Genomic DNA, 26,694 nt, shown 5'->3' on the forward strand with positions numbered 1-26,694 from the left:
CTCGATCGCCTGGCAAGGCCCAACGCAGGGAGAAACACGCCATGCGCCTCACCCTCCGCCGTCCCCTCCTCCTCGCGGTGGCCGCGGTCCTCGTCGTCACCGGATGCGGTCAGGCCTCCTCCGGCTCGGGTCCCGGCCCGGGCGCCGCCACCGTGCCCGCCCTGCACGACGCCCTGCCGCAGCAGGTCAAGGACTCCGGCGTGCTCAGATTCGCCGGGGACTCGCACCCGCCGTACCGGACCGTCGGCGCCGACGGCACCAGTGTCACCGGCATCGACAAGGACTTCCAGGACGCGCTCGGCCAGGTCCTCGGTGTCCGCACCCAGACCGTCGTGGTCAGCAACCTCCCGGCCGCACTGCAGGGCATGCTCAGCGGCCGCTACGAGGCGTTCAACGGCCCGGTCAAGGCCACCGCCGAGCGCGAGCAGCAGTTCGACTCGATCACCTGGATGACCACCCGCACCTCCTACGTCGTGCCGGCCGGCTCGACCGCGGGCATCAAGACCGTGGACGACCTGTGCGGCAAGCGGGTCGCGGTGGTCAGCGCGAGCATCGTCGAGGAGCAGCTGAACAAGCTCTCCCAGTACTGCACCGGCGCCGGCCGGCAGCCCACGACCACGGTCGGCCTGGACAACACCAACGCGACGATGCTCGCCGCCCAGTCCGGCCGCGCCGACGCCGCCGGCATGACGCAGGCCGCCGCCATCGACGTCACCACCGCGCAGAAGGGCGCCTTCACCTACGTCACCCAGACCGAGGCGCAGGGTGCGACCGCTGACAACCTCGCGCTGCTGGTGCCCAAGACCAGCGGTCTCGGCCCGGTCCTGCGCGACGCCTTCCAGGCCCTGTTCGACAGCGGCGAATACCGCCGGATCATGGACAAGTGGGGACTGACCGACGTCACGGTCGAGAAACCGCTGCTCAACGCCGCCACGTCCCGCTGACCCCGGAGAACCCATGACAACCCTCACCGCGGAGCCGGCCGACGACGTCGCCACCGCGCGCCACCGGATCCGGCCCTGGCGCTGGGTGGCCGGGATCGTCCTGGCCGTCGTCACCGCCCAGCTCGCCTGGTTCCTGATCGGCAACTCCCGTTTCCAGTGGGACGTCGTCGCCGAGTACCTGTTCGACTCGACCGTGCTCGCCGGGCTCGGCACGACCGTCCTGCTGGCGGTGGTCGCGATGGCGATCGGCTCGCTCGTCGGCGGGCTGCTCGCCGCGGCGCAGCTGAGCGACTTCGCGCCGCTGCGCTGGGCCGCCACCGTCTACATCGGAGTGTTCCGCGGCATCCCGCCGCTGGTGCAGCTGATCTTCTGGTTCAACCTCGCCTACCTGCTGCCGCGGCTGTCGATCGGCATCCCGTTCGGCCCGGTGTTCGCCTCCTGGGACGCGAACCTGGTGATCACCCCGCTCACCGCGGCGATCATCGGGCTGTCGCTGGTGGAGTCGGCCTACCTCGCCGAGATCATCCGCGCCGGGCTGCTGTCGGTCGACAGCGGTCAGCGGGACGCGGCCAGGGCGATGGGGTTCACGCCCGGCCAGACGTTCGTGCGCGTGGTGCTGCCGCAGGCGATGCGCACGATCATCCCGCCGGCGGGCAGCCAGTTCATCAGCGTGCTCAAGGGCACCGCGCTGGTGTCGGTGATCGCGATGGCCGACCTGCTGCACTCGGTCCAGGTCATCTACAACCGCACCTACCAGATCGTGCCGATGCTCATCGTCGCGTGCCTGTGGTACCTGGCGGTGGTCACGCTGCTGACCATCGGCCAGCGCCGCCTGGAACGCCACTTCTCACGGGGACACGGGGTGCGGAAATGACCGGGCCGGTGCTGCGCGTGCGCAACGTGCGCAAGTCCTTCGGCGACCACGCCGCCCTCGACGACGTCAGCCTGGACGTGCACGAGGGTGAGGTCGTGGTGGTGATCGGGCCGTCCGGGTCCGGCAAGTCGACGCTGGTGCGGTGCGTGCACCAGCTGGAGAGCATCGACGGCGGGGCGATCTACCTCGACGACGAGCTGCTCGGCTACGAGCGGCGGGGCGGCGGCCTGCGCCCGCTGAGCGCGCGGCGCGTCGCGGCCCAGCGGCGGCGGATGAGCATGGTGTTCCAGCAGTTCAACCTCCTGCCCCACATGACCGTGCTGCGCAACGTCACCGAAGCGCCGGTGCGCGTGCACGGCCGGGACCGCGCCGAGGCGCGGGCGGAGGCGCTGGAGCTGCTGGCGCAGGTGGGCCTGCGCGACCGCGCGGACCACTACCCGCGGCAGCTGTCCGGCGGCCAGCAGCAGCGCGTGGCGATCGCGCGTGCGGTGGCCACCCACCCGCGGATCACGCTGTTCGACGAGCCGACCAGCGCGCTCGACCCCGAGCTGGTCGGCGAGGTGCTCGGCGTGATGCGGGACCTGGCGGCCGGTGGCATGACGATGGTCGTGGTGACCCACGAGATGGCCTTCGCCCGCGAGGTCGCCGACCGCTGCGTGTTCATGGAGGCCGGCCGGATCGTCGAGTCCGGCCCGCCCGCGGAGCTGTTCGGCAACCCGCGAACCCCGCGGCTGCGGGCGTTCCTGGCCCGCCACAACGCGACGATGGAGGGTGTGTCGTGATCACGATCGCTTCGGTCGGGGACCTGATCCTCGACGAACCGGACCCGGCGTCCTTCCTCGCGCCGTCCGCGGACCTGCTGCGGTCGGCCGACGTGACGATCGGTCACGTCGAGGTCCCGCACTCGACCACGACGGTCTCGCAGAGCACGGACGTGCCCGCCCCGCCCGCCGACCCCGCGGCGCTGAAAGCGCTTGCTCAGGCCGGTTTCGACATCGTCACGCTGGCGGGCAACCACATCTGCGACGCCGGTGAGGTCGGCATCGCCGACACCATCAGGCACTCCCGGGAAGCCGGTCTCGTGCCGACGGGCGCCGGGCCGAACCTGGACCAGGCCCGCAAGCCCGCGATCATCGAGCGCGACGGCCTGCGGGTCGGGGTGCTGTCCTACAACTGCGTCGGCCCACGCGAATCCTGGGCCACATCGAAGAAACCCGGCTGCGCCTACGTGCACGTGCTCACCCACTACGAGCTGGACCACGCGAGCCCGGGCGGGCCGCCGAAGATCTACACCTTCGCCGATCCGGACAGCCTGGACGCGATGGCCGACGACATCCGGGCACTGCGCGCCGACGCCGACATCGTGCTGGTGTCGCTGCACAAGGGGGTCGGGCACACTCCGGCCGCGGTCGCGATGTACGAGAAGCCGGTGGCCCGCGCGGCGATCGACGCCGGCGCCGACGCCGTGTTCGGCCACCACGCGCACATCATGCGCGGGATCGAAACCCACCGCGGCAAACCGATCTTCCACGGGCTCGGCAACTTCGTCACCGTCACCCACGCGCTCACCCCGGGCACGGGCGCTGACTCCAGCGCGGAACTGGAGGCGTGGTCGCGGCGGCGCAAGGAGCTGTACGGGTTCGCGCCCGATCCGCGGATGCCCGCCTACCCGTTCCACCCGGAAAGCCGCAACACCGCGATCGCCTGGCTGGGCTTCGACCGCGACGGCCTCACCGAGGCCGGGTTCGTGCCGTGCTGGATCGACGAGCGCGGTGCGCCGGTGCCGTGCGGCGGCACCCCCGACGGCGACCGGGTGACCAGCTACATCGAGGACATCACCCGCAGAGCCGGGCTGAACGGGCGGTTCGCGCCGCGCGGTGACCGGGTCCTGCTGGACGAGATCGAAGGGACGTCATGACCGACCAGCCGCTCGCCGGGCGCACCGTCATCGACCTGACCACGGCGCTGGCCGGCCCGTACGCGACGCTCCTGCTCGCCGGGCTCGGCGCCACGGTCATCAAGGTGGAGAACCCGTTCACCGGCGGGGACTCCTCCCGCAACAACGCGCCCTACCTCGGCCGGGACGGCCTGTCGCTGACGCGGCGCGGCGAGGACGACATGTCGGTGTCGATGCTCGTCCGCGGCCGCAACAAGCTCAGCGTCACCCTGAACCTGAAGAACCCCCGTGCGAAGGCGGTCTTCGCCGATCTGGTGCGCGACGCCGACGTGCTGGTGGAGAACTACAGCCCGGGCGTGACGAACCGGCTCGGCATCGACTACGCGGCCGTGCGGGAGCTGAACCCGCGCCTGGTCTACACCTCGATCAGCGGGTTCGGCGCGCAGGGCGGTCCGGGCTCGGGCAAGGCGATGGACTCCATCATCCAGGCGCTGAGCGGGGTGATGATGACCGCGGGCGAGCCGGACGAGGGCCCGGTGCGGTTCGGGCTGCCGGTCGGCGACATGCTGGCGCCCCTGTTCGCGGTGATCGGCACCGTGTCGGCGCTGATGCAGGCCGAGCACACCGGCGAGGGGCAGCACGTCGACGTGTCCATGCTCGGCGCGCTGACCTCGCTGGTGGCGTGCGAGCCGTTCGACGCCTTCGACGCGGTCGGGCTGCCGCAGCGCACCGGGTCGATGGTGCCGCGGCTGGCGCCGTTCGGGATCCTGCCCGCCGCCGACGGTCACGTCGCCCTGTGCGCGCCGACCGACGCGTTCGCGCACGGTGTGCTGCGTGCGATCGGGCGCGCGGACCTCGTCGAGGACGGCCGGTTCCACAGCCGGGACCAGCGCGTCCGCAACGCCGACGAGCTGCACGGCCTCATCCGCGAGTGGTGCCGGACGCGCCCGGTGGACGAGGTGGTCGACGCGTTCGCCGCGCAGGGCGTCCCGGCCGCACCGGTGCGGGAACCGCGGGAAGCCGTGCGTGATCCGCTCGTGCGGCAGCGCGAAGAGGTGGTGCCGCTCGCGCATCCGCGGCACGGGGTCGTCGCGGACCTGTCCGCGACCGGCATCCCGATCCGGTTTTCCGGCGCCCGCGCGGGTTTCGACCGGCCGGCGCCGGCGCTCGGTGAGCACAACGACCAGGTGTACCGGGAGCGGCTGGGGTACAGCGCCGAGCAGCTCGCGGAGCTGGCCGCCGACGCGGTGATCTGATGCGCCCGGTGATCGGATACGTGGGCGCGGACGTCCCGGTGGAGCTGATCACCGCGGCCGGGGCGGTGCCGATGCGGCTGGCCGGGCGGCCGGGTGCCGACCGGACGCTGGGCGAGAAGTACCTGGGCCGCGGTCTCGATCCGGCGGTGCGGTCGCTGCTGTCCCGCCTGCTGGCCGGGGAGTTCGGCCGGCTCGACGGGCTGGTGGTCTCGCGCGACTGCGAGGCGTCGCTGCGCCTGTTCTACGCGCTGCGGGAGCTGCGGCGGGTGGAGCCGGCGGTGGTGCTGCCGCCGCTGCACCTGGTCGACGTGCTGCACCTGCCGCACCGCACGACGACGCGGTACGTGCTGGCGAAGGTCCGGCAGCTGCGGGCGACGCTGGAGTCCTGGACGGGTTCGGTGATCACGGACCCGGCGCTGGCCGAGGCGATCACCGCGCACGACCGGCTGCGGGCGCTGCTCGGCGAGATGGCGGCCCTGCGGCGGCGCGGGCGGCTGAGCGGGACGCGCGCACTGTCCATCGTGGCGCGGACGACGGCGCTTCCGGTGGTGCAGGCGATCGAGCTGGTGGAGTCGGTGCTCGACGAAGACCACGCCCCGGTGCCGGGACGGCGGGTGTTCCTCACCGGCAGCGGGCACGACAGCCCGGAGGTGTACGAGATGCTGGAGGAGGCGGGGTTGCTGATCGTCGGCGAGGACCACGACTGGGGCGATCTGCTGTGGCACCGCCGGGTCGGCGCGCCGACCGAGCTGGCGCTGGCCGAGCGCTACCAGCACAACGGCCCGTCCGCGCCGCGCGCGTCGATCCGCGCCCGCGCCGCGCACACCGCCGCCGCGGCGCGGGAGTGCGGGGCCGAAGCGCTGATCGCCTACGCGCGGGAGCACGACGACGCACCACCGTGGGACTACCCCGCCCAGCGCGAAGCCACCGGCTTGCCGTCGGTGCTGCTGGAACGACAACCGTACGGCGGCCTCACCGCCGAAGCCCGCACCGCGATCAAGGAACTGTCGTGACCCGTCTGGCCTCCGCTTCCGCCGCGACCGCGTACCAGAAGCAGTGGTTCGCCGAGCTGCGCGCCCATGAGGGGCCGCTGGCGCTGGTCAACGCCGACGCACCGCAGGAAATCTTCCGCGCCATGGGCATCCCGTACGTGGTGAACCAGTGGTGGGCCTCGATCGTCGCGGCGAAGCGGCGCACCCAGGACTACCTGGCGCTGCTGCGCGAGCGCGGCTACCCGGACTACGTCGAGCAGTACAGCTCGACGTCGCTGGCCTCGCTGTTCGACCCGGATCCGGCGAACGCGCCGTGGGGCGGTCTGCCGAGGCCGTCCCTCGTGCTCGCCGAGACCACCGGCGACGCGTCCCGGAAGATCTTCGACGTCTGGGACGCCCAGCCGGGCATCACGTTCTACCCGCTGGAAAGCGCGGCGGCGGACGACGTGCCGGTGCGGTGGTGGGAGCTGATGCCGCGCCGCTGGGAAGAGGCTATCGGCAGCGACCGGCTCGACCTGATGGTCGGCGAGCTGGAGGGGCTGATCCGGTTCCTGGAACAGACCACCGGGCGGGTGTTCTCCGAGACCCGGTTCCGTGAGGTCATGGCGCTGGTCAACGAGCAGCAGGAGTGGAACCGGCGCACCCGGGACCTGATCGCGGCCGCCCGGCCGTGCCCGCTCGCGGTCACCGACAGCATCCCGAGCGTCATGGTGCCGCAGTGGCACCGCGGCACCGAGTGGGCCCGCGACGCCGCCCGCGCGTTCCACGACGAGGTCGCGGCCCGGATCGAGGCGGGCGCGGCGGTGTGCGACGACGAGCGCGTCCGTCTCATGTGGATCGGCCGCGGGCTGTGGTTCGACCTGGACTTCTACCGCCGGTTCCAGGACAGCCACGGCGCGGTGTTCGTGTGGTCGATGTACCTGGCGATCGCGGCCGACGGCTACCTGCGCTACGGCGACGACCCGCTGCGGGCGCTGGCGGCGCGCTTCGCCGCGTTCTCCGACCAGCTGTACACGCCACCGTGGTCGGCCGAGTGGTACGTCAAGGAAGCCCGCAACCACGGCGTGAACGGCGTGGTGCACCTGGTTTCTGACGACGCGCGCGGCGGCTACTTCACGACCCGCGCGCTGCGGGCGGCCGGGATCCCGGTGCTGGAACTGCACGCGGACAACGTCGACGTCCGGCAGGCGTCGCCGGAGGCGATCACCGCCACGGTGAGCGACTGGCTGGATCGTGAGGTCCGCTGAACCGCCTTCGATGCCCGCGGTGCTCGGCGGCGCGCTGGTGGCGTTGTTCGCCGCGTCGCTGACCAACACCATCGCGGGCATCGCGCTGCCGACGATCGCCGGCGAGCTGGGCGGTCAGGACCGGGTGGCGTGGGTGGCGAGCGCGGCGCTGTTGACCATGACCGCCGCGACACCGCTGTGGGGCAAGGGCGCCGACCGGCGGGGACCGCGGCCACTGCTGCTGGCGGCGATCGCGGTGTTCGTGGCCGGCTCGCTGGTCGCGGGCACGGCGCCGGCGATGGGCTGGCTGATCACCGGTCGCGCGGTGCAGGGCGCCGGGGCGGGCGGGATCCTGGCGCTGTCGAACGCCCTGGTGGCCGGGCTGGTGCCGGCCCGGGACCGCGGCCGGTACACCGGGTGGTTCGGGCTGTCGTTCGGGGTCGCGTCGGTCGCCGGGCCGCTGGCCGGCGGCCTGGTGGTCGGCGCCTGGGGCTGGCGGTGGTGCTTCCTCGGCGTGGTGCCGATCGCGGCGGTGGCGGCGGTGCTCGTGCGGCTGGCGCCGCACCGGGTGCCGGTTCCGTCGCGGACACCGGTGGACTACGCGGGTGGCGCGCTGCTGGCGGGCGCGCTGGGCGGGCTGGTGCTGCTGCTGTCCGCGGCGGGGAGCGCGTGGCCGTGGCTGTCCTGGCCGAGCGTGCTGGTGGACCTGGCCGTCGTGGGGCTGGGGGCCGCGGCCGTGGTGCGGGAGCTGCGCGCGGCGGATCCGATCCTGCCGCCCCGGCTGTTCCGCGTGCCGTCGTTCGCCGCGGCGGTCGGCGCGAGTTTCCTGCTGGGCGCGGTGATGTTCGGCGGCATCATCTACCTGCCGCAGTACCTGCAGGTGGTGCGCGGGCACGACGCCATCACCGCGGGCCTGCTGATGCTGCCCCAGATCGGGACCATGATCGTGGCGTCCGTGGTCACCGGGCGGTTCGTCGTCGCGACCGGCCGGTGGAAGGTCTTCCCGGCGGTGGGGTGCGCGGCGCTGGTGGCCGGCCTGGTGATGCTCGCCCCCCTGACGCCCGCCACCTCCCCGTGGTGGCTCGCCGCGGCGATGGCCGTGCTGGGCGCGGGAACCGGGATGGCGCAACAGGTTCTGGTGCTGGCGGCGCAGAACGCGGTCGGTCCCGGTGATCTGGGCGTCGCCGGTTCGGCCGCCACGTTCGCGCGCACGCTGGGCGGCGCGGTCGGGGTGGCGGCCTTCGGCTCGGTGATCGCGTCCCGCCTCCGCGACGGGCTGCCGGGCGACCTGCTCGGCACTCCCGAACAGATCGCCCGGCTCCCGGCCGCGGTCGCGGAGGCGGTGCACCTGACCTACACCAGCGGGCTGCAGCTGGCGTTCCTCGCCGCGATCCCGCTGGCGCTGCTGGCCTTCACCGCGGTGGTCACCGTCCGGGAGACACCGCTGCGGTGAACGGCCGGTTGAACACCGGCGGCGTGTACGGCACGTACCGGTCGCCCATCACCTGTGGCGAGGTGGACGGCCAGTGCCCGGTGCGCAACCGGTCGAGCATCACGTCGATGGCCGTCTCCTGCTCGTCCGTGGTGAACGTGCAGTGCCCGGCGGTCTGCACGTACGTCTGCCGCAGCAGCGAGCCGTGGCCCGCGGACCGCACCACCGCGCCGTAGGACTGCTGCTGGGCCACCGTGGAGATCTGGTCGCCGGTCGCGTTCACGGTCAGCACCGGGATGTCCAGCTCGCCGTCGAACACGATGCCGCGGCTCAGGTACGCCACCGCGGATGGATCGGCCGCCACCCGTGGTGCCGCGGCCAGCCGCGCCAGATCCGCGCCGAGGTCCAGCCCGGCCTGCCGGTACAGCTCCCGTACCGCGGGGTCGTTGCCGAGCTGCCGTGCGTAGTCCACCCCGGTGTTCCACGACGGATTGCCGCCGGACAGCTGCTCGATCTGCCGCCGGCTGCTCATCGCCTGGCCGATGTAGGGCAACGGCCCGCCGGCCAGTGCGAGGTAGGTGCCCTCCTGGCGCTCGGTCACCGTGCTGGGCAGCGGCGTCTCGGACCCGTCGGGCGCGAGTCCCCACTCCGGGAGCTGACCGATCGCCCCGGCGAGGGCGATGCGCGCCCGGCCCTCCGGCGTCGCCTGCGCCCCGGCCAGCGCGGAAATCCACGCCTGCTGCACACCCGGCACGTCCGCCGGGATACCGGTCACCGGCAGATCGCTGTCCGGGAACAACAACGTCTTGAGCGTGAACACGGTGTCCAGCTTCTGGTTCCACTGCCCGACCGCGCCGCCGAGACCACCGCAGAACGGCACGGCGGCGTCGAACACCTCCGGGTGCACCTGCGCCGCCCCGGCGGAGACGAACCCGCCCATGGATTCGCCGGACGCGATGGCCTGCTTCGCGGGTCCGGACGCGGCCTCGAAGCGGGCCAGCGCCTCGGCCTGGTTGTCGATCGCCTTGGCGATGTTCCACCCGGTGACCGTGCGGGTCGTGCCGCCGACGGCGATGCCGCGGGAGGCCAGCCGGGCGGTCAGCGGATCACCGAGCCCGCTCGAGGCGAAGTCCAGCCCGACGATCACCGTGCCCTGCCAGTGGTCCGGCTTGACGAACAGGTACGGCGTGCCGTCGGCCAGCTGTCCCCGCAGACAGGACGCGCCGGCCGGGCAGTCCGCCGCCGACGCGGGCACGACGGCTCCGGCGGTGAGCAGGAGTGCGGCCACCAGGGCACGCGCGAGCCGCCTCATCGGACCGGGAAGTTCTTCGAGGCGACCTCCCAGCCCGGCGCCGAGCACAGCGTGCACGAGCCGAGGAAGTAGTCGCGGGCCACCGGGTTGCCGTTGAGGGTGAAGTCCAGCCAGTTCACCAGCACCGCGACGGCCTCCTCGCGCATGGCGGCGTCGACCTGCCCGTCGCGCAGGCCGTACCAGAACCCGCTGTGCCCGGCGCCCGGGTTGGTCGCCCGCACGGCGGGCACGGTCGCCAGGTCGTAGTTGGCGAGGCTGTTCTCGTGGGCCACATCTGACGGTCCGCCGTCGAGGAACAACGCCGGGGTGTGCAGTTTCGCCAGCTCGTCCCGGCCGTACCCGTACCGCCCGTCGGCGAAGAAGCCGCTGTTGAGCGAGGCCACCGACTTCACCCGCGGATCCGCGCCCGCGACCAGCGCTTCGAGCCCGCCACAGGAGTGCCCGGCCACCGCGACGCGGTTCAGGTCGAGCCGGTCGCGCAGGTCGCTGCCCTTGCGGTCGTTCTCCCGCTGCACCCAGGTGATGCCGTCGGTGATCACCTCCGGGCGCGGGGTGCCGTTCTCGCCGTTCGCCGGCTGGTCGACCGCGCCGACCGCGACCACGACGAACCCGTGGGCGGCGACCAGCATCTCCGTGGCGAGCAGCTCGTTGTTGCCCAGGTGACGGCACGCGCCGTTGCCGATGACCACCACCGGCAGCCGGCCGTGGATCTCGTCCAGGTCCGCCGGCCGGTACACCGTGTACTCGACGGCCAGGTCCCGCGTGTTCGCGGCGGCCTCGCGCACCACCGGGTGGAACTGCTCCATCGCCGGCCGGTTCGCCTTCTCCGGAGTCGTTCCCGATGCCAGGCCCACCGTCGCACCGGTGAGGGTCACGGCCGCCACGGCGGCCGCCAGAACCTTCCACACGAACTGTTTCACGTCCACGTCTTCCCTTCGTTGGGGGACTCTCACTGTGAACATCTGTCATGACGACCGTCAACGAGTCTGTCACTCAATGGAAGACCACTAGACTCCCGCCATGACCGGACCGGCCCCGCGGCACTCGCAGCGCCTGCTGGGCACGCTGCTCGGCGACTACTGGTTCTGGCGGCGCGAGCACCTGCCCTCGGCCGCCCTGGTGGACCTGCTGCGCGAGTTCGGCCTGACCGAGTCCGCGGCCCGCGCGGCGATCCAGCGCGCGGCCGCCCGCCACCTGGTCACCACGTCGAAGAACGGCCGCCGGACCGCCTACGGCGTCCCGGACCGCACGCACCGGCTGATCATCAGCCACCTGCGCCGCCTGCTCGAGTTCGGCGCGGAAGACCGCGAGTGGGACGGCCGCTGGACGTTCGCGATGTTCTCGGTGCCGGAGTCGCAGCGCGAGGACCGGCGCACCCTGCGCGGACGGCTGCGCTGGCTCGGGTTCGGACCGCTCTACGACGGGGTCTGGGTGTCGCCGTGGGACCGCACCGCGGAAGCGCTGCAGGTCCTCGGCGGCCTCGGGGTCGGCACCGCGACCGTGGCCCGCGCGGACGTCAGCGAGCGGGTCCCGCCGGCGGGAAACCCGTTGCGCGCCTGGGACCTCGACGAGCTGAGCCAGTCCTATGCGGACTTCCTCGCCCGCTGGACCGGCCTGCGCGAACGGGTCGCCGCGGGCGAGGTCGGCCCCGCCGAGGCGCTCGTCGGCCGCACGCGGGTGATGACCGAGTGGCGGGCCTTCCCGGACCTCGATCCGGACCTGCCCGGCGAACTCCTGCCCGCCGGCTGGCCCCGCGCCCGTGCCCGCCGGTGCTTCCTGGACATCTACGACGCCCTCGGCCCGGTCGCCGAGCAGCGCTTCCGTCAGATCATCACCCCGCACGCGCCGGAACTGGCCGGACTGGCCGCCCACCGCACCAGCACCGACATCACGCGGGGCGCGGCGCCGGAGGCGTTCCCGTCGGACGACGACCTGGACTGGGCGGGCCCCCTCGGCGAACCATAGGCGACACCTCATTGCCCTATCGGACATCACGATGTAGCGTTTCGACGCGGAGCTTCTCCCCCGTCCTCAGCGTGGAGGCATCGTGACCCCTGACGTCCCCCGCCCGGCAGGCAAGCGGGCGCTGCTCGCCGGCCCGATGGGCGCCTGCCTGGCCAACTACGACTTCGGCATCTACGGCACCATGTCCGCGCTGGTGCTCAACAAGGTCTTCTTCCCGTCGCTGAGCCCGGCGGCCGGCACGCTGGCCGCCTACGGCACGTTCGCCGCCGGGTTCATCGCGAAACCCCTGGGCGGCCTGATCTTCGGCCGCATCGGCGACCGCTTCGGCCGTCGCACGGTGGTCATGTCGGCGCTGCTGCTGATGGGCGTCGCGACCGTCTGCATCGGACTGTTGCCGACGTACGCGGCGATCGGTGTGACAGCCCCGGTCCTGCTCACCGTGCTGCGCCTGGCGCAGGGGTTGGCCGTCGGCGGTGAGTGGGGCGGTGCGGCGACTCTGGCGGTGGAGCACGCGCCGGAGCACAAGCGCGGCTTCTGGGGCGGCGCGGTCGGCGTGGGCGGCCCGATCGGTTCGATCCTGGCCGCGCTGACCGTGCTGCCGCTGTCCGCCGCCCTGTCCGACGCGGCCTTCACCTCGTGGGGCTGGCGGATCCCGTTCCTGGTCAGCGCGCTGATCGTGGGCGCGGGGCTGTGGATCCGTCTCGGCGTCGACGAGTCGCCGGTGTTCCGGCGGGAGGTCGCGCCCGCGGCCCGGCCGAGCCTGCCCGGCGTGATCCGGCGCAACGGGCGGCAGATGGCGCTGGTGTTCTTCATCGCCGGGGCCGCCGGGGCCGGCATCTACCTGCTCAACACCTACACGTTGTCCTACGCGGTGGCGCACGCCGGGATCAGCCGCTCGACCATGCTGACGTTCTCCACGAGCGCGCAGGTCCTCGCCGTGATCGCCGCGATCCTGCTGCTCCCCCGCGTCGACCGGATCGGGCTGGGCCGCCTCTACCAGGTGAGCGCAGGGGCGCTGGCCGTCCTGGCGTGGGTGCTGTTCGCCGCCCTGGACAACGGCAACGCGGCGCTCATCGTGGTCGCCCTGTCGCTGGGGCAGATCGCGGTCAACGGCATGGTGATCTCCTCGGTGCCGATCTACGTGCTGCTGTTCCGCCCCGCCGACCGCGTCACCGGCGCCGGGTTCAGCTTCAAGACCAGCGACGCCATCCTCGGCGGCACCACCCCGCTGGTCGCGGGCGTGCTGGTGCAGGCGACGGGAAGCGGCTGGATGGTCGCCGCCTACGTGACCGTGCTCGCCGCGGCGGCGATCACCGCGTGCACGATCGGCCGCCGCCTGCTGCCGCGCACCACCACCGTCCCCGCCGTCGTCCCGCGGAAGGTGGAAGCGTGAGGCTCGATCCGCTCGCCGAGCACGACCTGTTCGCCATCCACGACCACTACCACCGCCTGCGCGCGGCCTCGCCGGTCGTGCACAGCCCGGAGTTCGGCGGCTTCTGGGCGGTGCTCGCGCACCGCGAGGTCCGCCAGGTGCTGAGCGATCCGGCGCAGTTCGTCAACTCCGTGCAGAACGTGGTGCCGAAGGTGCGCGCCGCGGGCCGCCGCCCGCCGCTGCACCTCGATCCGCCGGAGCACACCGTCTACCGGCGGGCGCTCGCGCCGCTGTTCCGCGCCGAGCGCACGGCCGCGCTGGAGCCCCCGGTGCGCGCCCTGGTCGGCGATCTGGTCGCGGACCTCGTGGCGCGCGGCCGGTTCGACGCCTGTGAGCTGACCTACCGGGTGCCCAGCTTCACGGTGGCCCGCTGGATGAACATCCCGGACGCCGAGATCGGCGCGGTCCGGGACACCGCGGACGCCTACAACCGCGCCTTCCAGGACGGCGACGACGACGGCCTGCGCCGCACCAGCGGTGAGCTGTACGAGATCGCGCGGACGCTCGTCGCGCGGCGGCGGGCCGATCCGCTGGACCCGGCCGAGGACCCGCCGTCGGCCCTGCTCGCGGCCCGCGACGGGGGCGAACCGCTGCCGGACGACATGGTCGTCGGCACCATCCGGCAGTTGCTGCCCGCGTCGATGATCGGCGCCAGCGTCACCATCGCGAGCTGCATCGCGCACCTGGCCCGCGACACCGCGCTGCAGGACCACCTGCGCCGCCACCCCGGCGAGATCCCGGCCGCGGTACCCGAGCTGCTGCGGCTCTACTCGCCCTACCGCGGGTTCGCGCGCACCGCGGTGCGCGACGTCGAGCTGGGCGGGCAGCGCATCCGGGCCGGGGAACCGATCGCGCTCGTGTTCACCGCGGCGAACCGGGACCCGGCCGTGTTCCCCGAGCCGGACACCTTCCTCGCCGGCAGGCCGGCCGGCGGCAACATCGTCTTCGGTTCGGGCCCGCACCGGTGCGCCGGCGCGGGCCTGGGCAGGATGGAGATCACCGTGACCCTGCAGGAACTGCTCGCCCGCACGGAACTGTTCACACTGGACGGTCCGATCGGGATGACGCGCTGGCCGGAGTTCGGTCCGCGATCACTGCCGTTGCGGGCGGTCGCCCGATGAGCGCGCCCGTTCCCGCGCGCCCGGACGAGCACGACTTCGACCCGCTCGCGCCCGAGACGTTCACCAGCGCCCACGAGCAGTACCGGGACATGCGGTCGCGCTGCCCGGTCGCGCGGAGCGCCACCTACGGCGGGTTCTGGGCGCTGTTCCGGCACGAGGACGTGCGGGCCGTGCTGTCCGATGCCGACACGTTCACCACCAGCGTCCAGAACGTGGTGCCGAAGTTCGCGTTCACCGGGCGGCGCCCGCCGCTGCACCTCGACCCGCCCGAGCACACCGACTACCGGCGGATCATCAACCGGTTCTTCACCCGCGGCAAGATGGCCGAGCTGGAGCCGGCCGTGCGGGCGCACGCCCGGAAGCTGCTGACCGGGCTGGTCGCGCGTGGCGAAGCCGATGTGGCGGCCGAGTACGCCCGGGTGTTCCCGGCGCACGTGTTCGCCGAGTTCTTCCACCTGCCGGTCCAGCTGGCCGAGCGGATCGAGCAGATCAGCGCGGAGTACGTGCGGGCGATCCAGGTGGTGGACGACGAGGAGGTCAAACGCGGCAGCCGGGTGCTCTACGGCATCGCGGCGGACGTGATCGAGCAGCGCCGGGCGGCGCCGCTCGACGACGACCTGACCACGGCCCTGCTCGCCGCCCGCCCCGGCGGCGAGCCGTTCCCGGACGAGATGGTGCTCGGCTGCGTGCGGCAGCTCCTGGTCACCGGCATGGTGGCGCCGAGCGTGTTCATCGGGACGATGCTGGCGCACCTGGCCGGGGACAAGGACCTGCAGGCGACGCTGCGGGCCACGCCGTCGCGGATCCCGGCCGCCGTCGAGGAGTACCTGCGGCTCTACACGCCCTACCGCGGCATGTCCCGCACGCCGAAGCGGGACGTGGTCATCGGCGGACGGCTCATCCGGAAGGACGAGCCGATCGCGCTCGTCTACACCTCGGCCAACCGCGACGAGAGCGTGTTCGAAGACGGCGAGAACTTCGTGCTGGACCGGCCGAACCTGCGCGAGGCGATCCCGTTCGGCGCCGGCATCCACGCCTGCCCGGGCGCCCCGCTGGCCCGCATGATGCTGGTGCTCACGCTCGAGGAGCTCCTGGCCGCCACCAGGGACTTCTCGGTCGCGGGCGAGATCCTCATGGCCCGCTGGGCGGAGTGGGGCACCCGGTCGGTGCCGCTGGTGTTCACGCGCCCGGAGTGATCCGGCTCACGTGCTGTCACGACCGCGGGGGCCGTGTTGTCAAGTGGTCGACCCCCTTGGAGAGGAGACACCATGAGCGGCAACACCGAAGTGGTCGTGATCGGCGGCGGCTATGCCGGGGTCATGGCGGCCAACCGGCTGACCCAGCGCGACGACGTGACCGTCACCGTGGTCAACCCGCGCCCGGAGTTCGTCGACCGGATCCGCCTGCACCAGCTCGTCGCCGGCACGAACCCCGCGGTCGTCGAGTACCGGAAGGTCCTGGCCGGGGGCGTCCGGCTGGTCGTGGACACCGCGACCCGGATCGACGCGGCTGGGAGGCGCGTGACCCTCGCGAGTGGCGACACGATCGGCTACGACTACCTGGTCTACGCGGTGGGCAGCGGCAGCGCCGACCCGAGCGTGCCCGGCGCGGCCGAGTTCGCCCACCCGCTCGCCAGCCTCGAGGAAGCCGAGCGCGTGAAGCCGCTCGTCGAGGCGGCGTCCACGGTGACCGTCGTCGGCGGCGGCCCCACCGGCATCGAGACCGCAGCCGAACTCGCCGGGCGGGGCCGCGCCGTGACGCTGGTCTGCGGCGGCGAGCTCGGCCCGTACCTGCACCCGCGCGGACGGAAGTCGGTCGCCGGCCGGCTCGCGAAACTCGGGGTGACCGTCCTGGAGAACGTCACCGTGACCGCGGTGACCCGCGACGCCGTCCAGCTCAGCGACGGCCGCGCCCTGCTGTCCGGCGTGACCCTGTGGACCGCCGGGTTCGGCGTCCCCGACCTCGCCGCCCGCAGCGGCCTGACCACCGACGCGCTGGGCCGCCTGCTCACCGACGAGACCCTGACCAGTGTGGACGACCAGCGCATCGTCGCGGCCGGGGACTCGGCGGCGCCCTCGGGCCTGCCGGTCCGGATGAGCTGCCAGGCCGCGGTGCAGGTGGGCCCGCAGGCCGCCCAGACGGTCCTGGCCCGGATCGCGGGCAGCAAGCCCGCCCCGATCGACGTCGGGTTCGCCGGGCTGTGCGTCAGCCTGGGCCGTCACCACGGCATCTTCCAGTTCTCGACGAAGGACGACACCGCGAAGCCCTCCTACATCGGCGGCCGGCTGGGCGCGAAGGTGAAGGAGGTCATCTGCCGGAGCATCGTGTGGCAGCTGGGCTACGAGGCGCGCCACCCGGGCAAGCGGAAGTGGTGGGCCACCGACGCCAAGCGCCGCGAGCTGGTGCGGGCCGAGGCGCCGGCCGCGCTGGACCGAGCGGCCTGACGCCCCGGCGGTACCCGGCTTCAGGCGACGCGGACGACGTCCCGTCCCGCGGCCGGGTACCGCGCCAGCACCTCCGGATCGTGGCCGGGCAGCACGATGCCGCCCAGTTCGCGGATCCGGTCGAACGCGCCGTAGACGCCGGGCATCGCGTGCAGCAGCGGCGCCGGCCGGTCGTCGTCGAGGTTCTCGTAGAAGTGGCTGGCGTCCGAGGCCACGACGACCGGCCCGGCGGCGGTCGCGACGCGGACTATCTGCATCCCGGCCGTGTGCCCGCCCACCAGGTGCACGCTCAGCCCGGGCAGCACCTCCGCGTCGCCGTCCACTTCGGACAGCCGGTCGCCGCGGACGTGGTCGAGCGCGTCCTCGTCGAGCAGCCAGTGCTCGCGGCGGATGCGCTTCGCCCACGGTCCCGTCCAGTAGTCCAGCTCCTGCCGCTGCACGACGTAGCGGGCGGCCGGGAAGTCCGCGACCGTGCCCGCGTGGTCGTAGTGCAGGTGGGTGAGCACCACGAGGTCCACGTCCCCGGTGGCGACACCGATCGAGGCGAGCAGCTCGGCCGGCCGCCGGTACGCCAGGCCGGCCGGCACCCGGGACGGGTGGATGCCCGCGTCGATCAGCACGGTGAGCTGGGCCGACCGCGCCAGCCACACGTAGTACGCGGTGGGGTGCGGCTGGTCGGCCTCACCCGCGGCGCAGGAGAGGAAGTGCTGTCCGCGGGTGCCCTCGCGGCGGCCGTAGCAGAGGGCGTGGACCTCGTACTCGCTCACCGCGTGGCGCCCACCGGCTCCGCCGGCACGGTTTCCTTGAGGCCGAGCCGCGCGGTCGGGACGCGGTAGGTCTCCCGCGCGGTCGCCACGGCGATGACGTTGACCAGGCACAGCGCCGCGGTGAAGATCGCCACGCCGAGCCACGCGCCGGTGCCCCCACCGGCGACCGCGGCGGCCACGGTCGGCAGGAAACCGCTGATGGCGAAGCCGATCTGGGTGCCGATCGCGGTGCCGGACAGCCGCACGCGCGCCGGGAACATCTCGCCGTAGAAGGCGGGCCACACCGCGCTGGTGGCGGTGTAGACGACGCCGAACAGGACGATGCCGACGGCGAAGATCAGCACCCAGCTGCCGGCCGCGATGGCGCCGAGGTAGGCGAAGATCAGCACCGCGCAGCCCAGCGACCCGGCGATGAACAGCGGTTTGCGCCCGACGCGGTCGGCGAGCCTGGCCCACAGCGGGATCGAGACGACGGCGGCGACGTTGGCGAGCACCCCGACCCACAGCATCGGCGTCTTGCTCAGGCCGACCGTGTTGACCGCGTAGGACAGGGCGTAGACGGTGAAGATGGTGCTGACCGAGGCGATGAGCGCCGCGACGATCACCCGCAGCACGTCGGCCCAGTGCTCGCGCAGCAGCACGACCAGCGGCAGCTTGCTGACCTCGCCGCTGCGGACCTCCTGCTCGAACACCGGTGTCTCTTCGACCGTGCGGCGCACCAGGTAGCCGACGAGGACCATCAGCGCGCTGCCCCAGAACGGCACCCGCCAGCCCCACGAGAGGAGCGCGTCCTGCGGCAGCGCGGCGACCGGGAGGAACACGGCGGTGGCGACGATCTGTCCGGCTTGGGTGCCGCTGAGGGTGAAGCTGGTGTAGTACGCGCGGCGGTTCTCCGGGGCGTGCTCCAGCGACATCGAGTTCGCGCTCGCCTGCTCGCCGCCCGCGGACAGCCCCTGCAGCAGCCGCAGCGCGACGAGCAGGATCGGCGCGGCGACCCCGGCGGTCTGGTAGCTGGGCAGACAGCCGACGAGCACCGTGGACAGGCCCATCAGGAGCAGGGTGAGCACGAGCACGCGCTTGCGCCCGAACCGGTCGCCGAGATGGCCGAGCAGGACGGCGCCCAGCGGCCGCGACACGTACCCGACGCCGAAGGTGGACAGGGCCAGCAGCGTGCCGGTCGCCGGATCCGAGGCCGGGAAGAAGATCTTGCCGAACACCAGCGCGGCCGCCGTGCCGTAGATGAAGAAGTCGTAGTACTCGAGGGCGCTGCCGACCCAGGCGGCGAGTGCCGCCTTCCTCGGACGCGCCCTGTCGGCACCCGGCTGAGCCACCACGTCGTGCTCCTTCTCAATGGACCAGATGGTTAATTGCCGATCCTCAGGGAGCCTGAGGTGGTTGTCAAAGTGGCACCGGTCACAAGCGCGGGTCAGTAGATTGGGATCATGACCACGGGCATCGCGTCCGACGACGACGTCCGAAGACGCCGGAGAACGCGGAACCGGTTCGCCGGCTCCTGCCTCGCCGTCGTGGCCGTGATCGGGGTGCTCGTCGCGGGCGCGATCACCGGCGGCCTCGATGGAACCCAGCTCGGTGTCGCGGTGGCCCTCGCCATACTGCTGTCGGCGGCGGCCGTCCTCCTGGCGGTCGAGGCCATCTACTGGCACAGGTTCGCCCAGGCACGCGCGCGGGAATTGGCGTCCGGTGCGCCTGCCCCTCCACAGCGCTGGGTGCCGACCGGCCCCGGCGACGTCGGAGCGGCCGCGCACCTGTCCCGGTTGCGTGTGCCGGCCGGGCTGGCGGCGGCCGGCACGGTGGCGTTCCTCGGGTTGCTGATCTTCAGTTCCGCCGAGTTCGACCGGATCACCGGCGAGGAGCGGGAGCTGCTGGAGACCGGGACACGGGTCACCGCCACCGTCGTGACGGCGACGCAGCCGCGCCGGGGGGACGGGACGATCGAGGTGACCTACCCGGTCGGCGACACCCGCCGGGCCGCCTTGATCGAGCTCGACACCACGCAGCGCTTCCAGCCGTACCAACAGGTCCTGGTCATCTACGACCCCGCGGACCCCGGCCGCGTCCGCACCCTCGACGACACGAACACGGACCCGGTCCGGCTCTCGATGTTCGTCGTGCCCGGCCTGGCCGGGCTCGCCGGCACCCCGGTCGCCGCGTTCGCGGCGGTGAGCTGGTTGCGCCGGTACTCCTCGGCGCGCCGCACCGGGTGGCACCCGGCGTCGGTCGTGGTGACCCCGGTCGGGCGGGTGTTCGCGAGCTACGCCGAGGGCGGCGAGATCGAGCTGAGTGGCGGTTTGTCGACCCGCCAGCCGACGCGCTTCGAGAGCGCCGAGCGGCGGCCGGCCTGGGTCGGGGGCGAAGGCACCTGGATGACCGTGTTGTTCCCCCGGGACGGCGGGAAGAGCCCGTACGCCATCCCGGCGCGGGCGAGCACGCCATTGCTGCCCACGCGCCACCGGACGCGCTGATTCACCCGAAGGGAGGAGCCGGCTGCTGTATCAGGCAGCGGTCCGGGCGCGTCCTGATAAGCAGGAACTCCCTCCGGGACGGTGAGCTATGCGGAGGTATTACGGAACGTTACTGATCGTGGCGACCCTCGTGGGGTGCGCGGGCGGGTCGCCGATCCCCGGCGAACAGACGGCGGACAGCCCGCCCGAAGTCACCACCACGACGGACACGACCGGCACGGGCTCCGGCACGACGGCCGACACCACCGAGCGGACGCGGACGTCGAAGAACAACCCGCCCGGGGTGCCGGGCAGCCCGATCAACTACGACAGCACGGTCCGCGCGGCGGGTCCGACCAGCGCGCAGGGCGCGATCCTGCGGGAGCTCGCGGAGTTCTGCGGCCCGGACCGGTGCGGCGTGCGGGTGCGGATCGTCGGCTCGGGCGAGTGCGTGCCGGACATCTCGCCGGACCCGGTGTATCCGGGCGGGACGATCACCATCACAGCCGCCCCGTGCGAGACCACCGACGAGACCACGACGGAGGAGTCCTCTTCGGAGCGGTCCACTCCGGACACCACCGACTCCGGTGGCTAGCTCGCGGCTGTCGCCGCCACGCCCCCGCCCGCAGACCGGGCCGGCCCGCGCGCTGCGCGTGATCGGCACCCTGGCCGCGAACGCGACGCTGCTGACCGGGTTGCTCTACTACTTCGGTTTCCTGACCACGCAGGTGTTCTTCAGCTACTTCCGGGTGCACTACACGCTGCTCGGCCAGACCACGCCGGAGATCCTGGCGCGCGGGGTGGACGGGCTGCTGCTGCCGATCGCCGAGATCGCCGGTGCGGTGTTCTTGGTGCTCGGCGTGATCCGGTTCCTGCGCTTCCGGCTCTCCCGGCGGGCCTGGCAGACCCTGCTCCGCCGGGCGACGCCGGTGGCCGCGGTGCTGGGCGCGGCACTGCTCGCGGTGACCTTCGCGATCGCGCTGGACCCGGTGCCCTACCGGCGGTTCACCGCGCTGCCCGGGCTCGGGTTCGCGCTGGCCGTGGTGCTGCTGATCTTCGCGTGGCGGCGGTGGAGCGCGCCCGCGGGCAGCGCGCACGGGGTCGCCGAGTGGCTGGTGGCCTACGCGCTGGTGACGTTCGGCCTGTTCTGGGCGGTGGCTGACTACGCGGGCCAGGTCGGCGTCCGCCGCGCGTTCGAAACGGAACGCGCGCTCCCCACCCGCCCCGCAGTGGTTCTCTACAGCACCCAGATGCTCACCCTCCCGGGCGAAGTGCACTGCCCCGCCCCGGACGGCGCGTTCCAGTACCGCTACCCCGGGCTGAAGCTGCTGCTCCAGTCGGGCGGCCAGTACGTCCTCGTCCCGGACGACTGGCGCCGCCCGGAGAGCCCCACGTACGTCCTCCCCCGGACGAACGCGCTCTGGCTGGAGTTCAGCCCGCCGGGCACCCGCTCGGCCGGGTGCTGACACCTCAGCCGATCCGCCTCTCCTGCCCGGCCCAGTACGGCGCGCGCAGCGACTTCTTGTCCACCTTGCCCGACGCGTTCAGCGGCAACGCCGACACGAAGTCCACCGACTTGGGCGCCCACACGCTGCCCTTGTGCTCCTTGACCAGCGCGATCAGCTCCGCCGCGTCGACGCCGGACCCCGGTTTCGGCACGACGACCGCCTTGACCGCCTCACCCCACTTCGGGTCGGGCACGCCGAACACCGCGCACTGCGCGACCGCGGGGTGCCGGGCCAGGACGTCCTCCACCTGCCGCGGGAAGACGTTGAACCCGCCCGACACGATCATGTCCTTCTTGCGGTCGACCAGGTAGAGGTAGCCGTCGTCGTCGAGGTAGCCGATGTCGCCGGAGTGCACCCAGCCGTCCCGGATCGCCTCACCGTCCAGCGCCGGGTCGAGGTAGCCGACCATCTGCCCCTCCTGCCGGGTGCAGACCTCCCCCACGTCACCGACCGGCAGGATGCGGTCGGACTCGTCCTGGATGCTCATCTCGACGTGGAACATCGGGCGTCCGGCCGACGCCAGCCGCGCGACCTCCTCCGGTGTGCCCAGCCGGTGGTCCTCCTTGCGCAGCGTGGTCAGGAACCCGGGCTCGTGGCCGGCGTAGGTCTGCACGAAGATCGGCCCGAGCGCGGCCAGCGCCTGGCGCAGGCGTTCCGGCGCGATCGGCGATCCGGCGTAGATGACCGTGCGCAGCGACGAGAGGTCCGTGTCGGCCAGGCGCGGGTGGTCGAGCAGCAGGTACAACGCGGTCGGCACCACCGCGGTCGCGGTGACCCGCTCCTTCGCCACGGTGTCGAGCAGCAGGTCGATGTCCAGGGTGGGCAGCATGACGTTCGTCCCGCCGCGCATGAAGGTGGGCAGCACGAACGCGCCGGTGAAGTGCGTGAGCGGCGCGCCGTGGGCGAACACCTCGCCGGGCCGGGTGTCGGCGATCTCCAGCCCTGCGGTCACGATGTAGTGCGACCACGCCTCGTGCGTGTAGATGACGCCCTTCGGGGTGCCCGTCGTGCCGGAGGTGAAGGCGACGTAGGCGAGGTCGTCCGGGGCGGGCTCGGGAACCGGGGTCTCCGTCGGCGCCGCGCTGAACACCATCCCGTAGTCCCACGTGTCCGCCTGGTCCTCCCCGCCGCCCAGCCGGATGTAGCGGCGGATGCCCGGCAGCCGTCCGCGGAACTTCCCGACCACGGCATCGAACTGGGCGTGGTAGATCAGAGCCGAGGCTTCGGACTGCTCCAGGAAGAAGGCGAGGTCCTCGGCGGAGGCCCGGGCCGGCATCTGCACCATCGCCGCGCCGGCCTTCCAGATCCCGTGCTGCGTCGGGATGAACTCCAGGCAGTTCGGCATCAGCAGCCCGACGCGGTCCCCCTTCCGCACCCCGAGTTCGTGCAGGCCGTTGCCGACGCGGTCGGACCAGTCCCGCAGCTCGCGGTACCGGATGCGGCGCGCACCGTCCACGACGGCCACCCGGTCCGGGTAGTACGCGCAGGCGCGGTCCAGCACACCCGGCAGCGTTCCCCACAACGACATCAGAACTCCTTTCCGGCCGCACCGGCCTCGGCGAGGGGACCAACGGGAACGGCCCGGAGGGCCGAGGCGTACTCGGCGAGGGTGGACTCGACCAGTTCGGCGACGCTCTGCACGCGGCGCACGCTGTGCGCGGTCTGGCCGGCCGCCCAGGCGCGGGGTGGCTCGAGCAGCGTCCGGTAGTCGAACCGGGCGGGGTGCCCGGAGCCGTCACCGGCTGGGAGCGACTCGGCGAGGAAGTTGGCCGGCAACCCGCTCGGGCCGCGCGACTGCACGATGTCGTCGAGCGAGGCCGCGACGAGCGCCCGCCGGTAGTCGTCACCGGCCAGGCTCTCCTCGGTGGCGATGAACCTGGTGCCCATGTACGCCAGGTCCGCACCCAGCAGGCGAGCGGCGAGCAGCGCGACACCGTCGCTGACCCCACCGGCCAGCACAACCGGTCCGTCGTAGCCCTCCCGCACGGCCCGGACGAAGGCGAACGGGTTGTTCCACCCCGTCTGCCCACCGGCTCCGGAGGTCAGCAGCACGAGACCGTCGGCGCCGGCGGCCACGGCGCGGTCCACGTGGCGCAGGGTGGCGACGTCGGCGAACACGAGCGCCCCGGCGTCGTGCAGCGGCCCGATCACCGGTTCCGGGGACCCGACGCTGGTGATGACCAGCTCGGCCCCGTGGCGCACGAGGCAGTCCACGTCCTCCCGCAGCCGCGGGTTCGACCGGTGCACGACCAGGTTGGGCGCGACCGGGGCCGCCGCTGCGGGCAGGGCCTCCCGGATGTGGGTCAGCCACCGGTCGAGCTGGGCGGGAGTCCGCGCGTTGTGCGTCGGGAAGGAGCCGATGACGCCCTGGCGGCAGGCGGCGACGACGAGATCGGGACCCGACACGGCGGTCATCGGCGCCGCGATCAGCGGCACCCGCAGCCGCGGGGCCCAGGTAGAAGGAAGCATGCGGTTTTTCTCTCAAGCGACGGTGATCGGCACGAGAAACGGAAAAGGGAAATGCGGCAAAAGGAAATCAGCGCGACGGCGAATACGTCACACCGCTCCCTGTCGCGTCCCTGAACACCACTGGCTATCTAACGCCCGATAAGTAGGGCACGCGCCGGCTCGTTTGTCAAGTTCGCGTCGCGGACAACGCGGCCCGCCGCGCGGATGCGGTTTAACCTTTGACCATTCAGGACTGAAACTTCCTTGCAGGACAAGGGGTTCGAGCAGCCCGGAGCAGGGACCAGTGCGGCGCCGTGATACCGAAGTGTTACCCCGGCACGCCCGCCGCCGTCGCCGCCCACCTCACCCCAACGGGTGGTAACCCGGCTCCGCACACCACGTGGACTTGTCTGGAAAACGAACCCGTGTATCTTTTCCGTCAATCCTATCTAGTGCTCGCTAGACAACCCGCGCATCGGACAATGGAGTGGCGATGAGCGCAGTTCTACCGAGGTCACGGCGGTCATTTCGGAACCGGATTTCCCAGGAACAGGTGGTCCTGTTCGTGGTCGTGGCCCTGTTCGTGGTCTTCAGCCTGACCCTCGACGGGTTCCTCAACGTGGACAACCTGGTCAACCTGGTCCGCAGCGTCTCCTCGCTGGGGATCTTCGGGGTGGCCATGGCGGTCGTGGTGATCGCCAGGGGGATGGACCTCTCCCTCATCGCCTCGATGGGCGTGGCCACCGCGGTCGCGATCCAGCTGATGGGCACCCCGGTCAGCACCCCGGTCGCGCTGCTGACCGGGCTCGGCATCGTCGTCATCATGGGACTGCTGAACGGGTTCCTGATCGCGTTCGTCGAGATCCCGGCCCTGTTCGCGACACTGGCCTCCGGCCTGCTGGTCTACGGCCTGGCCCGCACCACCGTCCTGGACGGACTGATCGCGGAACTGCCCGGTGACCGCGAGTTCGTCCTGGCCCTGGGCCAGGGCACGGTCTTCGGTGTCCCGGTCCCCATCATCGTGTTCGCGGTCGTGGCCGTGCTCGCCCAGCTGATGCTCTCCCGCACCCGCGGAGGGCGCTTCATCTACGCCCACGGGGACAACGCCGGCGCGGCCGCGATCACCGGCATCGCGGTGCGACCGCTGACCGTGTTCGAGTACACGGCCAGCGCCGCGATCGGGTTCGTCGGCGGCCTGGTCACCGCGGGCGCGGTCGGCGGGCTCAACACCCAGGTGATCGACGGCTCGCTGATCTACGACGTGCTGCTCGTCGTCGTGGTCGGCGGCATCAGCCTGGTCGGCGGCCGGGGCAGCGTCGCGAGCGTGGTGGCCGGCACCGCGCTGATCGGGATCATGCTCAACGGCATGACGATCATGAACATGAACACCCACGAGCAGGACATCGTCAAGGGTCTCATCCTGCTCGGGGCCCTCGTGCTGGACAACCGGCTGCACCCGCGTGACGAAGAGACCGTCCGCCAGGGCGACTGACACCCCAGACATCCACCCGAAGGACAAGGAGGTCCTCCCATGCGTCCACTTCGTACCCGCGCGGTCCGCGCACTCGCGCTCGGCGCCGCCGCGATGCTCATCGCGACCGGCTGTTCCACCGGCACCAGGGCGAACACGGCGTCGACCAGCAGCGGCCAGATCCCGCCCACCGCCTCGGCGGGCGAACTGCGCGACCACGCCCTGCAGAGCATCAACGGCAAGACGGTGGCGTTCGTCCCGGTGGGACTGGGCACCCCGCTGATGGAGGAGTGGAACCGGCAGATGGAGACCGGTTTCAAGGCGGCCGGGCTGAACTACGTGCTGCGCGATCCCAACTGGGACACCGCGAAACAGGCCGAAGCCGTGCAGTCGCTGATCAACGAGAAGCCCGCGGTGCTGGTGGTGCACAACTTCGACGTGCAGATCCTCGCCAAGCTCATCCAGCAGGCCGAGCAGGCCGGGATCTACGTCATCCAGATCAACATGGTGAGCAACTACAAGTCCGACGCCTTCGTCGGCGCCGACACCATCGACCTCGGCCGCCGCATCGCGAGCGACATCGTCAACGAGTGCGGCGCGAACACCCCCACCTCGCACGAGGTGCAGATCGTTCAGGGCGACGCGACCTCCGGGTTCACCCTCGACGTGATGGCCGGCGCGAAGGAGATCTTCGACCAGCACCCGGAGATCAAGATCGTGTCCACCCAGGCGGCGAACTGGGACCGCACCAAGGCCCACGACATCACCGCGACCGTGATCCAGCAGCACCCGAACCTGTGCGCCAGCTGGGGGTTCTGGGACCAGATGCAGTACGGCTCGGCGGCGGCGATCAAGGAAGCCGGCAAGCTCGGGCAGGTCAAGGTGTTCACCTCCGACCACAGCTCGATCACCTGTGAGGGCATCCGCGACGGGATGTTCCACCAGTCCTACGGCTACTCGGTGCCCACGCAGGGCAAGGACATCGTCGCCATCGCCAAGTACCTCCTGCAGTCCGGGCAGGCGCCCGGCACCGCCCGCATCGCCGACTACACACCGCTGGTCAAGATCGACAAGACCAACTGGAACCAGCCCAACATGTGTTACGACGGCAAGAGCGACGGGCTCACCGTTTCCTGACCGGCA

General features: G+C 72.2%; 24 protein-coding genes. 18 read left to right on the top strand and 6 right to left on the bottom strand.

Annotation, left to right across the window (positions count from 1 at the left end; genetic code table 11):
• The first annotated feature begins 41 nt into the window (after window positions 1–41).
• From IE290_RS12040 to IE290_RS12075, 8 genes are read left to right on the top strand one after another with little or no spacing between them, the layout of a single operon-like run.
• Window positions 42–944 carry a transporter substrate-binding domain-containing protein gene (locus tag IE290_RS12040; RefSeq protein ID WP_191244626.1) on the top strand — a complete coding sequence of 301 codons (903 nt, stop codon included), beginning with the start codon at window positions 42–44 and terminating at the stop codon, window positions 942–944.
• 13 nt (window positions 945–957) lie between these two features.
• A complete protein-coding gene (locus IE290_RS12045) occupies window positions 958–1,818 on the top strand; it encodes an amino acid ABC transporter permease (RefSeq protein ID WP_191244627.1) in 861 nt (286 codons plus the stop codon).
• Window positions 1,815–2,600: an amino acid ABC transporter ATP-binding protein gene (locus IE290_RS12050; RefSeq protein ID WP_308431342.1), complete on the top strand. Its 786-nt coding sequence runs from the start codon at window positions 1,815–1,817 to the stop codon at window positions 2,598–2,600. Before IE290_RS12045 ends, IE290_RS12050 begins: the two co-directional genes overlap by 4 nt.
• Window positions 2,597–3,736: a CapA family protein gene (locus IE290_RS12055; protein WP_191244628.1), complete on the top strand. Its 1,140-nt coding sequence runs from the start codon at window positions 2,597–2,599 to the stop codon at window positions 3,734–3,736. The genes IE290_RS12050 and IE290_RS12055 overlap by 4 nt, the downstream gene beginning before the upstream one ends.
• Window positions 3,733–4,971, top strand: coding sequence for a CaiB/BaiF CoA transferase family protein (locus IE290_RS12060; RefSeq protein ID WP_191244629.1), 1,239 nt, complete (start codon window positions 3,733–3,735; stop codon window positions 4,969–4,971). The genes IE290_RS12055 and IE290_RS12060 overlap by 4 nt, the downstream gene beginning before the upstream one ends.
• Window positions 4,971–5,984, top strand: coding sequence for a 2-hydroxyacyl-CoA dehydratase family protein (locus IE290_RS12065; RefSeq protein WP_191244630.1), 1,014 nt, complete (start codon window positions 4,971–4,973; stop codon window positions 5,982–5,984). Before IE290_RS12060 ends, IE290_RS12065 begins: the two co-directional genes overlap by 1 nt.
• Window positions 5,981–7,210 (top strand): 2-hydroxyacyl-CoA dehydratase family protein, encoded by a 1,230-nt coding sequence (locus IE290_RS12070; protein WP_191244631.1) that lies wholly within the window; start codon window positions 5,981–5,983, stop codon window positions 7,208–7,210. The genes IE290_RS12065 and IE290_RS12070 overlap by 4 nt, the downstream gene beginning before the upstream one ends.
• Window positions 7,211–7,220: 10 nt before the next feature.
• Complete coding sequence (locus tag IE290_RS12075; protein ID WP_191244632.1) at window positions 7,221–8,642, top strand: MFS transporter; 1,422 nt, start codon at window positions 7,221–7,223, stop codon at window positions 8,640–8,642.
• Here IE290_RS12075 and IE290_RS12080 read toward each other — a convergent pair.
• Window positions 8,614–9,933 carry an alpha/beta hydrolase family protein gene (locus IE290_RS12080; RefSeq protein WP_229874424.1) on the bottom strand — a complete coding sequence of 440 codons (1,320 nt, stop codon included), beginning with the start codon at window positions 9,931–9,933 and terminating at the stop codon, window positions 8,614–8,616. The two genes, IE290_RS12075 and IE290_RS12080, sit on opposite strands and share 29 nt — an antisense overlap.
• Window positions 9,930–10,853, bottom strand: a complete 924-nt coding sequence (locus IE290_RS12085; protein WP_191244633.1) for a poly(ethylene terephthalate) hydrolase family protein — start codon at window positions 10,851–10,853, stop codon at window positions 9,930–9,932. Before IE290_RS12085 ends, IE290_RS12080 begins: the two co-directional genes overlap by 4 nt.
• A 100-nt stretch (window positions 10,854–10,953) precedes the next feature.
• Here IE290_RS12085 and IE290_RS12090 point away from each other — a divergent pair, with 100 nt between their 5' ends.
• The 5 genes from IE290_RS12090 to IE290_RS12110 all read left to right on the top strand — a co-directional run bounded on the left by IE290_RS12090 (window position 10,954) and on the right by IE290_RS12110 (window position 16,895).
• The gene (locus IE290_RS12090; protein ID WP_191244634.1) at window positions 10,954–11,898 is read left to right on the top strand and encodes a PaaX family transcriptional regulator; all 945 of its coding nucleotides are present in this window, start codon (window positions 10,954–10,956) and stop codon (window positions 11,896–11,898) included.
• 82 nt (window positions 11,899–11,980) lie between these two features.
• Window positions 11,981–13,291: an MFS transporter gene (locus IE290_RS12095; protein WP_191244635.1), complete on the top strand. Its 1,311-nt coding sequence runs from the start codon at window positions 11,981–11,983 to the stop codon at window positions 13,289–13,291.
• Window positions 13,288–14,451 carry a cytochrome P450 gene (locus IE290_RS12100; RefSeq protein WP_191244636.1) on the top strand — a complete coding sequence of 388 codons (1,164 nt, stop codon included), beginning with the start codon at window positions 13,288–13,290 and terminating at the stop codon, window positions 14,449–14,451. The genes IE290_RS12095 and IE290_RS12100 overlap by 4 nt, the downstream gene beginning before the upstream one ends.
• On the top strand, window positions 14,448–15,647 hold the full coding sequence (locus IE290_RS12105; RefSeq protein ID WP_191244637.1) for a cytochrome P450: 1,200 nt from the start codon (window positions 14,448–14,450) through the stop codon (window positions 15,645–15,647). The genes IE290_RS12100 and IE290_RS12105 overlap by 4 nt, the downstream gene beginning before the upstream one ends.
• A gap of 72 nt (window positions 15,648–15,719) precedes the next feature.
• Entirely contained in the window at window positions 15,720–16,895 is a 1,176-nt protein-coding gene (locus IE290_RS12110) for an NAD(P)/FAD-dependent oxidoreductase (RefSeq protein WP_191244638.1), read from the top strand.
• A 20-nt stretch (window positions 16,896–16,915) separates the two neighbouring features.
• Here the strand turns inward: IE290_RS12110 and IE290_RS12115 are convergent, their stop codons facing one another.
• Complete coding sequence (locus tag IE290_RS12115; RefSeq protein ID WP_191244639.1) at window positions 16,916–17,662, bottom strand: N-acyl homoserine lactonase family protein; 747 nt, start codon at window positions 17,660–17,662, stop codon at window positions 16,916–16,918.
• Window positions 17,659–18,996, bottom strand: coding sequence for an MFS transporter (locus IE290_RS12120; RefSeq protein ID WP_191244640.1), 1,338 nt, complete (start codon window positions 18,994–18,996; stop codon window positions 17,659–17,661). Before IE290_RS12120 ends, IE290_RS12115 begins: the two co-directional genes overlap by 4 nt.
• 108 nt (window positions 18,997–19,104) lie before the next feature.
• Between IE290_RS12120 and IE290_RS12125 the strand changes: the two genes are divergently transcribed.
• The 3 genes from IE290_RS12125 (at window position 19,105) to IE290_RS12135 (ending at window position 21,590) form a co-directional block, all read left to right on the top strand.
• Window positions 19,105–20,145, top strand: a complete 1,041-nt coding sequence (locus tag IE290_RS12125) for a DUF3592 domain-containing protein (protein ID WP_191244641.1) — start codon at window positions 19,105–19,107, stop codon at window positions 20,143–20,145.
• Window positions 20,146–20,263: 118 nt separating this feature from the next.
• Window positions 20,264–20,719, top strand: coding sequence for a hypothetical protein (locus tag IE290_RS12130; protein ID WP_229874425.1), 456 nt, complete (start codon window positions 20,264–20,266; stop codon window positions 20,717–20,719).
• Window positions 20,712–21,590: a hypothetical protein gene (locus tag IE290_RS12135; RefSeq protein ID WP_191244643.1), complete on the top strand. Its 879-nt coding sequence runs from the start codon at window positions 20,712–20,714 to the stop codon at window positions 21,588–21,590. Before IE290_RS12130 ends, IE290_RS12135 begins: the two co-directional genes overlap by 8 nt.
• Before the next feature lie 4 nt (window positions 21,591–21,594).
• On the opposite strand, the gene IE290_RS12140 is transcribed toward IE290_RS12135, so the two are convergent.
• A complete protein-coding gene (locus tag IE290_RS12140) occupies window positions 21,595–23,160 on the bottom strand; it encodes an AMP-binding protein (RefSeq protein WP_229874426.1) in 1,566 nt (521 codons plus the stop codon).
• Entirely contained in the window at window positions 23,160–24,101 is a 942-nt protein-coding gene (locus tag IE290_RS12145) for an NAD(P)H-dependent flavin oxidoreductase (RefSeq protein WP_191244644.1), read from the bottom strand. Before IE290_RS12145 ends, IE290_RS12140 begins: the two co-directional genes overlap by 1 nt.
• A gap of 532 nt (window positions 24,102–24,633) precedes the next feature.
• Between IE290_RS12145 and IE290_RS12150 the strand changes: the two genes are divergently transcribed.
• Both IE290_RS12150 and IE290_RS12155 read left to right on the top strand, forming a co-directional pair.
• Window positions 24,634–25,572 carry an ABC transporter permease gene (locus tag IE290_RS12150; protein ID WP_229874427.1) on the top strand — a complete coding sequence of 313 codons (939 nt, stop codon included), beginning with the start codon at window positions 24,634–24,636 and terminating at the stop codon, window positions 25,570–25,572.
• Between the two features lie 39 nt (window positions 25,573–25,611).
• Window positions 25,612–26,688 carry a sugar ABC transporter substrate-binding protein gene (locus IE290_RS12155; protein WP_191244646.1) on the top strand — a complete coding sequence of 359 codons (1,077 nt, stop codon included), beginning with the start codon at window positions 25,612–25,614 and terminating at the stop codon, window positions 26,686–26,688.
• Window positions 26,689–26,694 lie beyond the last annotated feature (6 nt).

Origin of the sequence: Amycolatopsis deserti (assembly GCF_014653945.1) — a bacterium.
Taxonomy (GTDB): Bacteria; Actinomycetota; Actinomycetes; order Mycobacteriales; family Pseudonocardiaceae; genus Amycolatopsis_E; species Amycolatopsis_E deserti.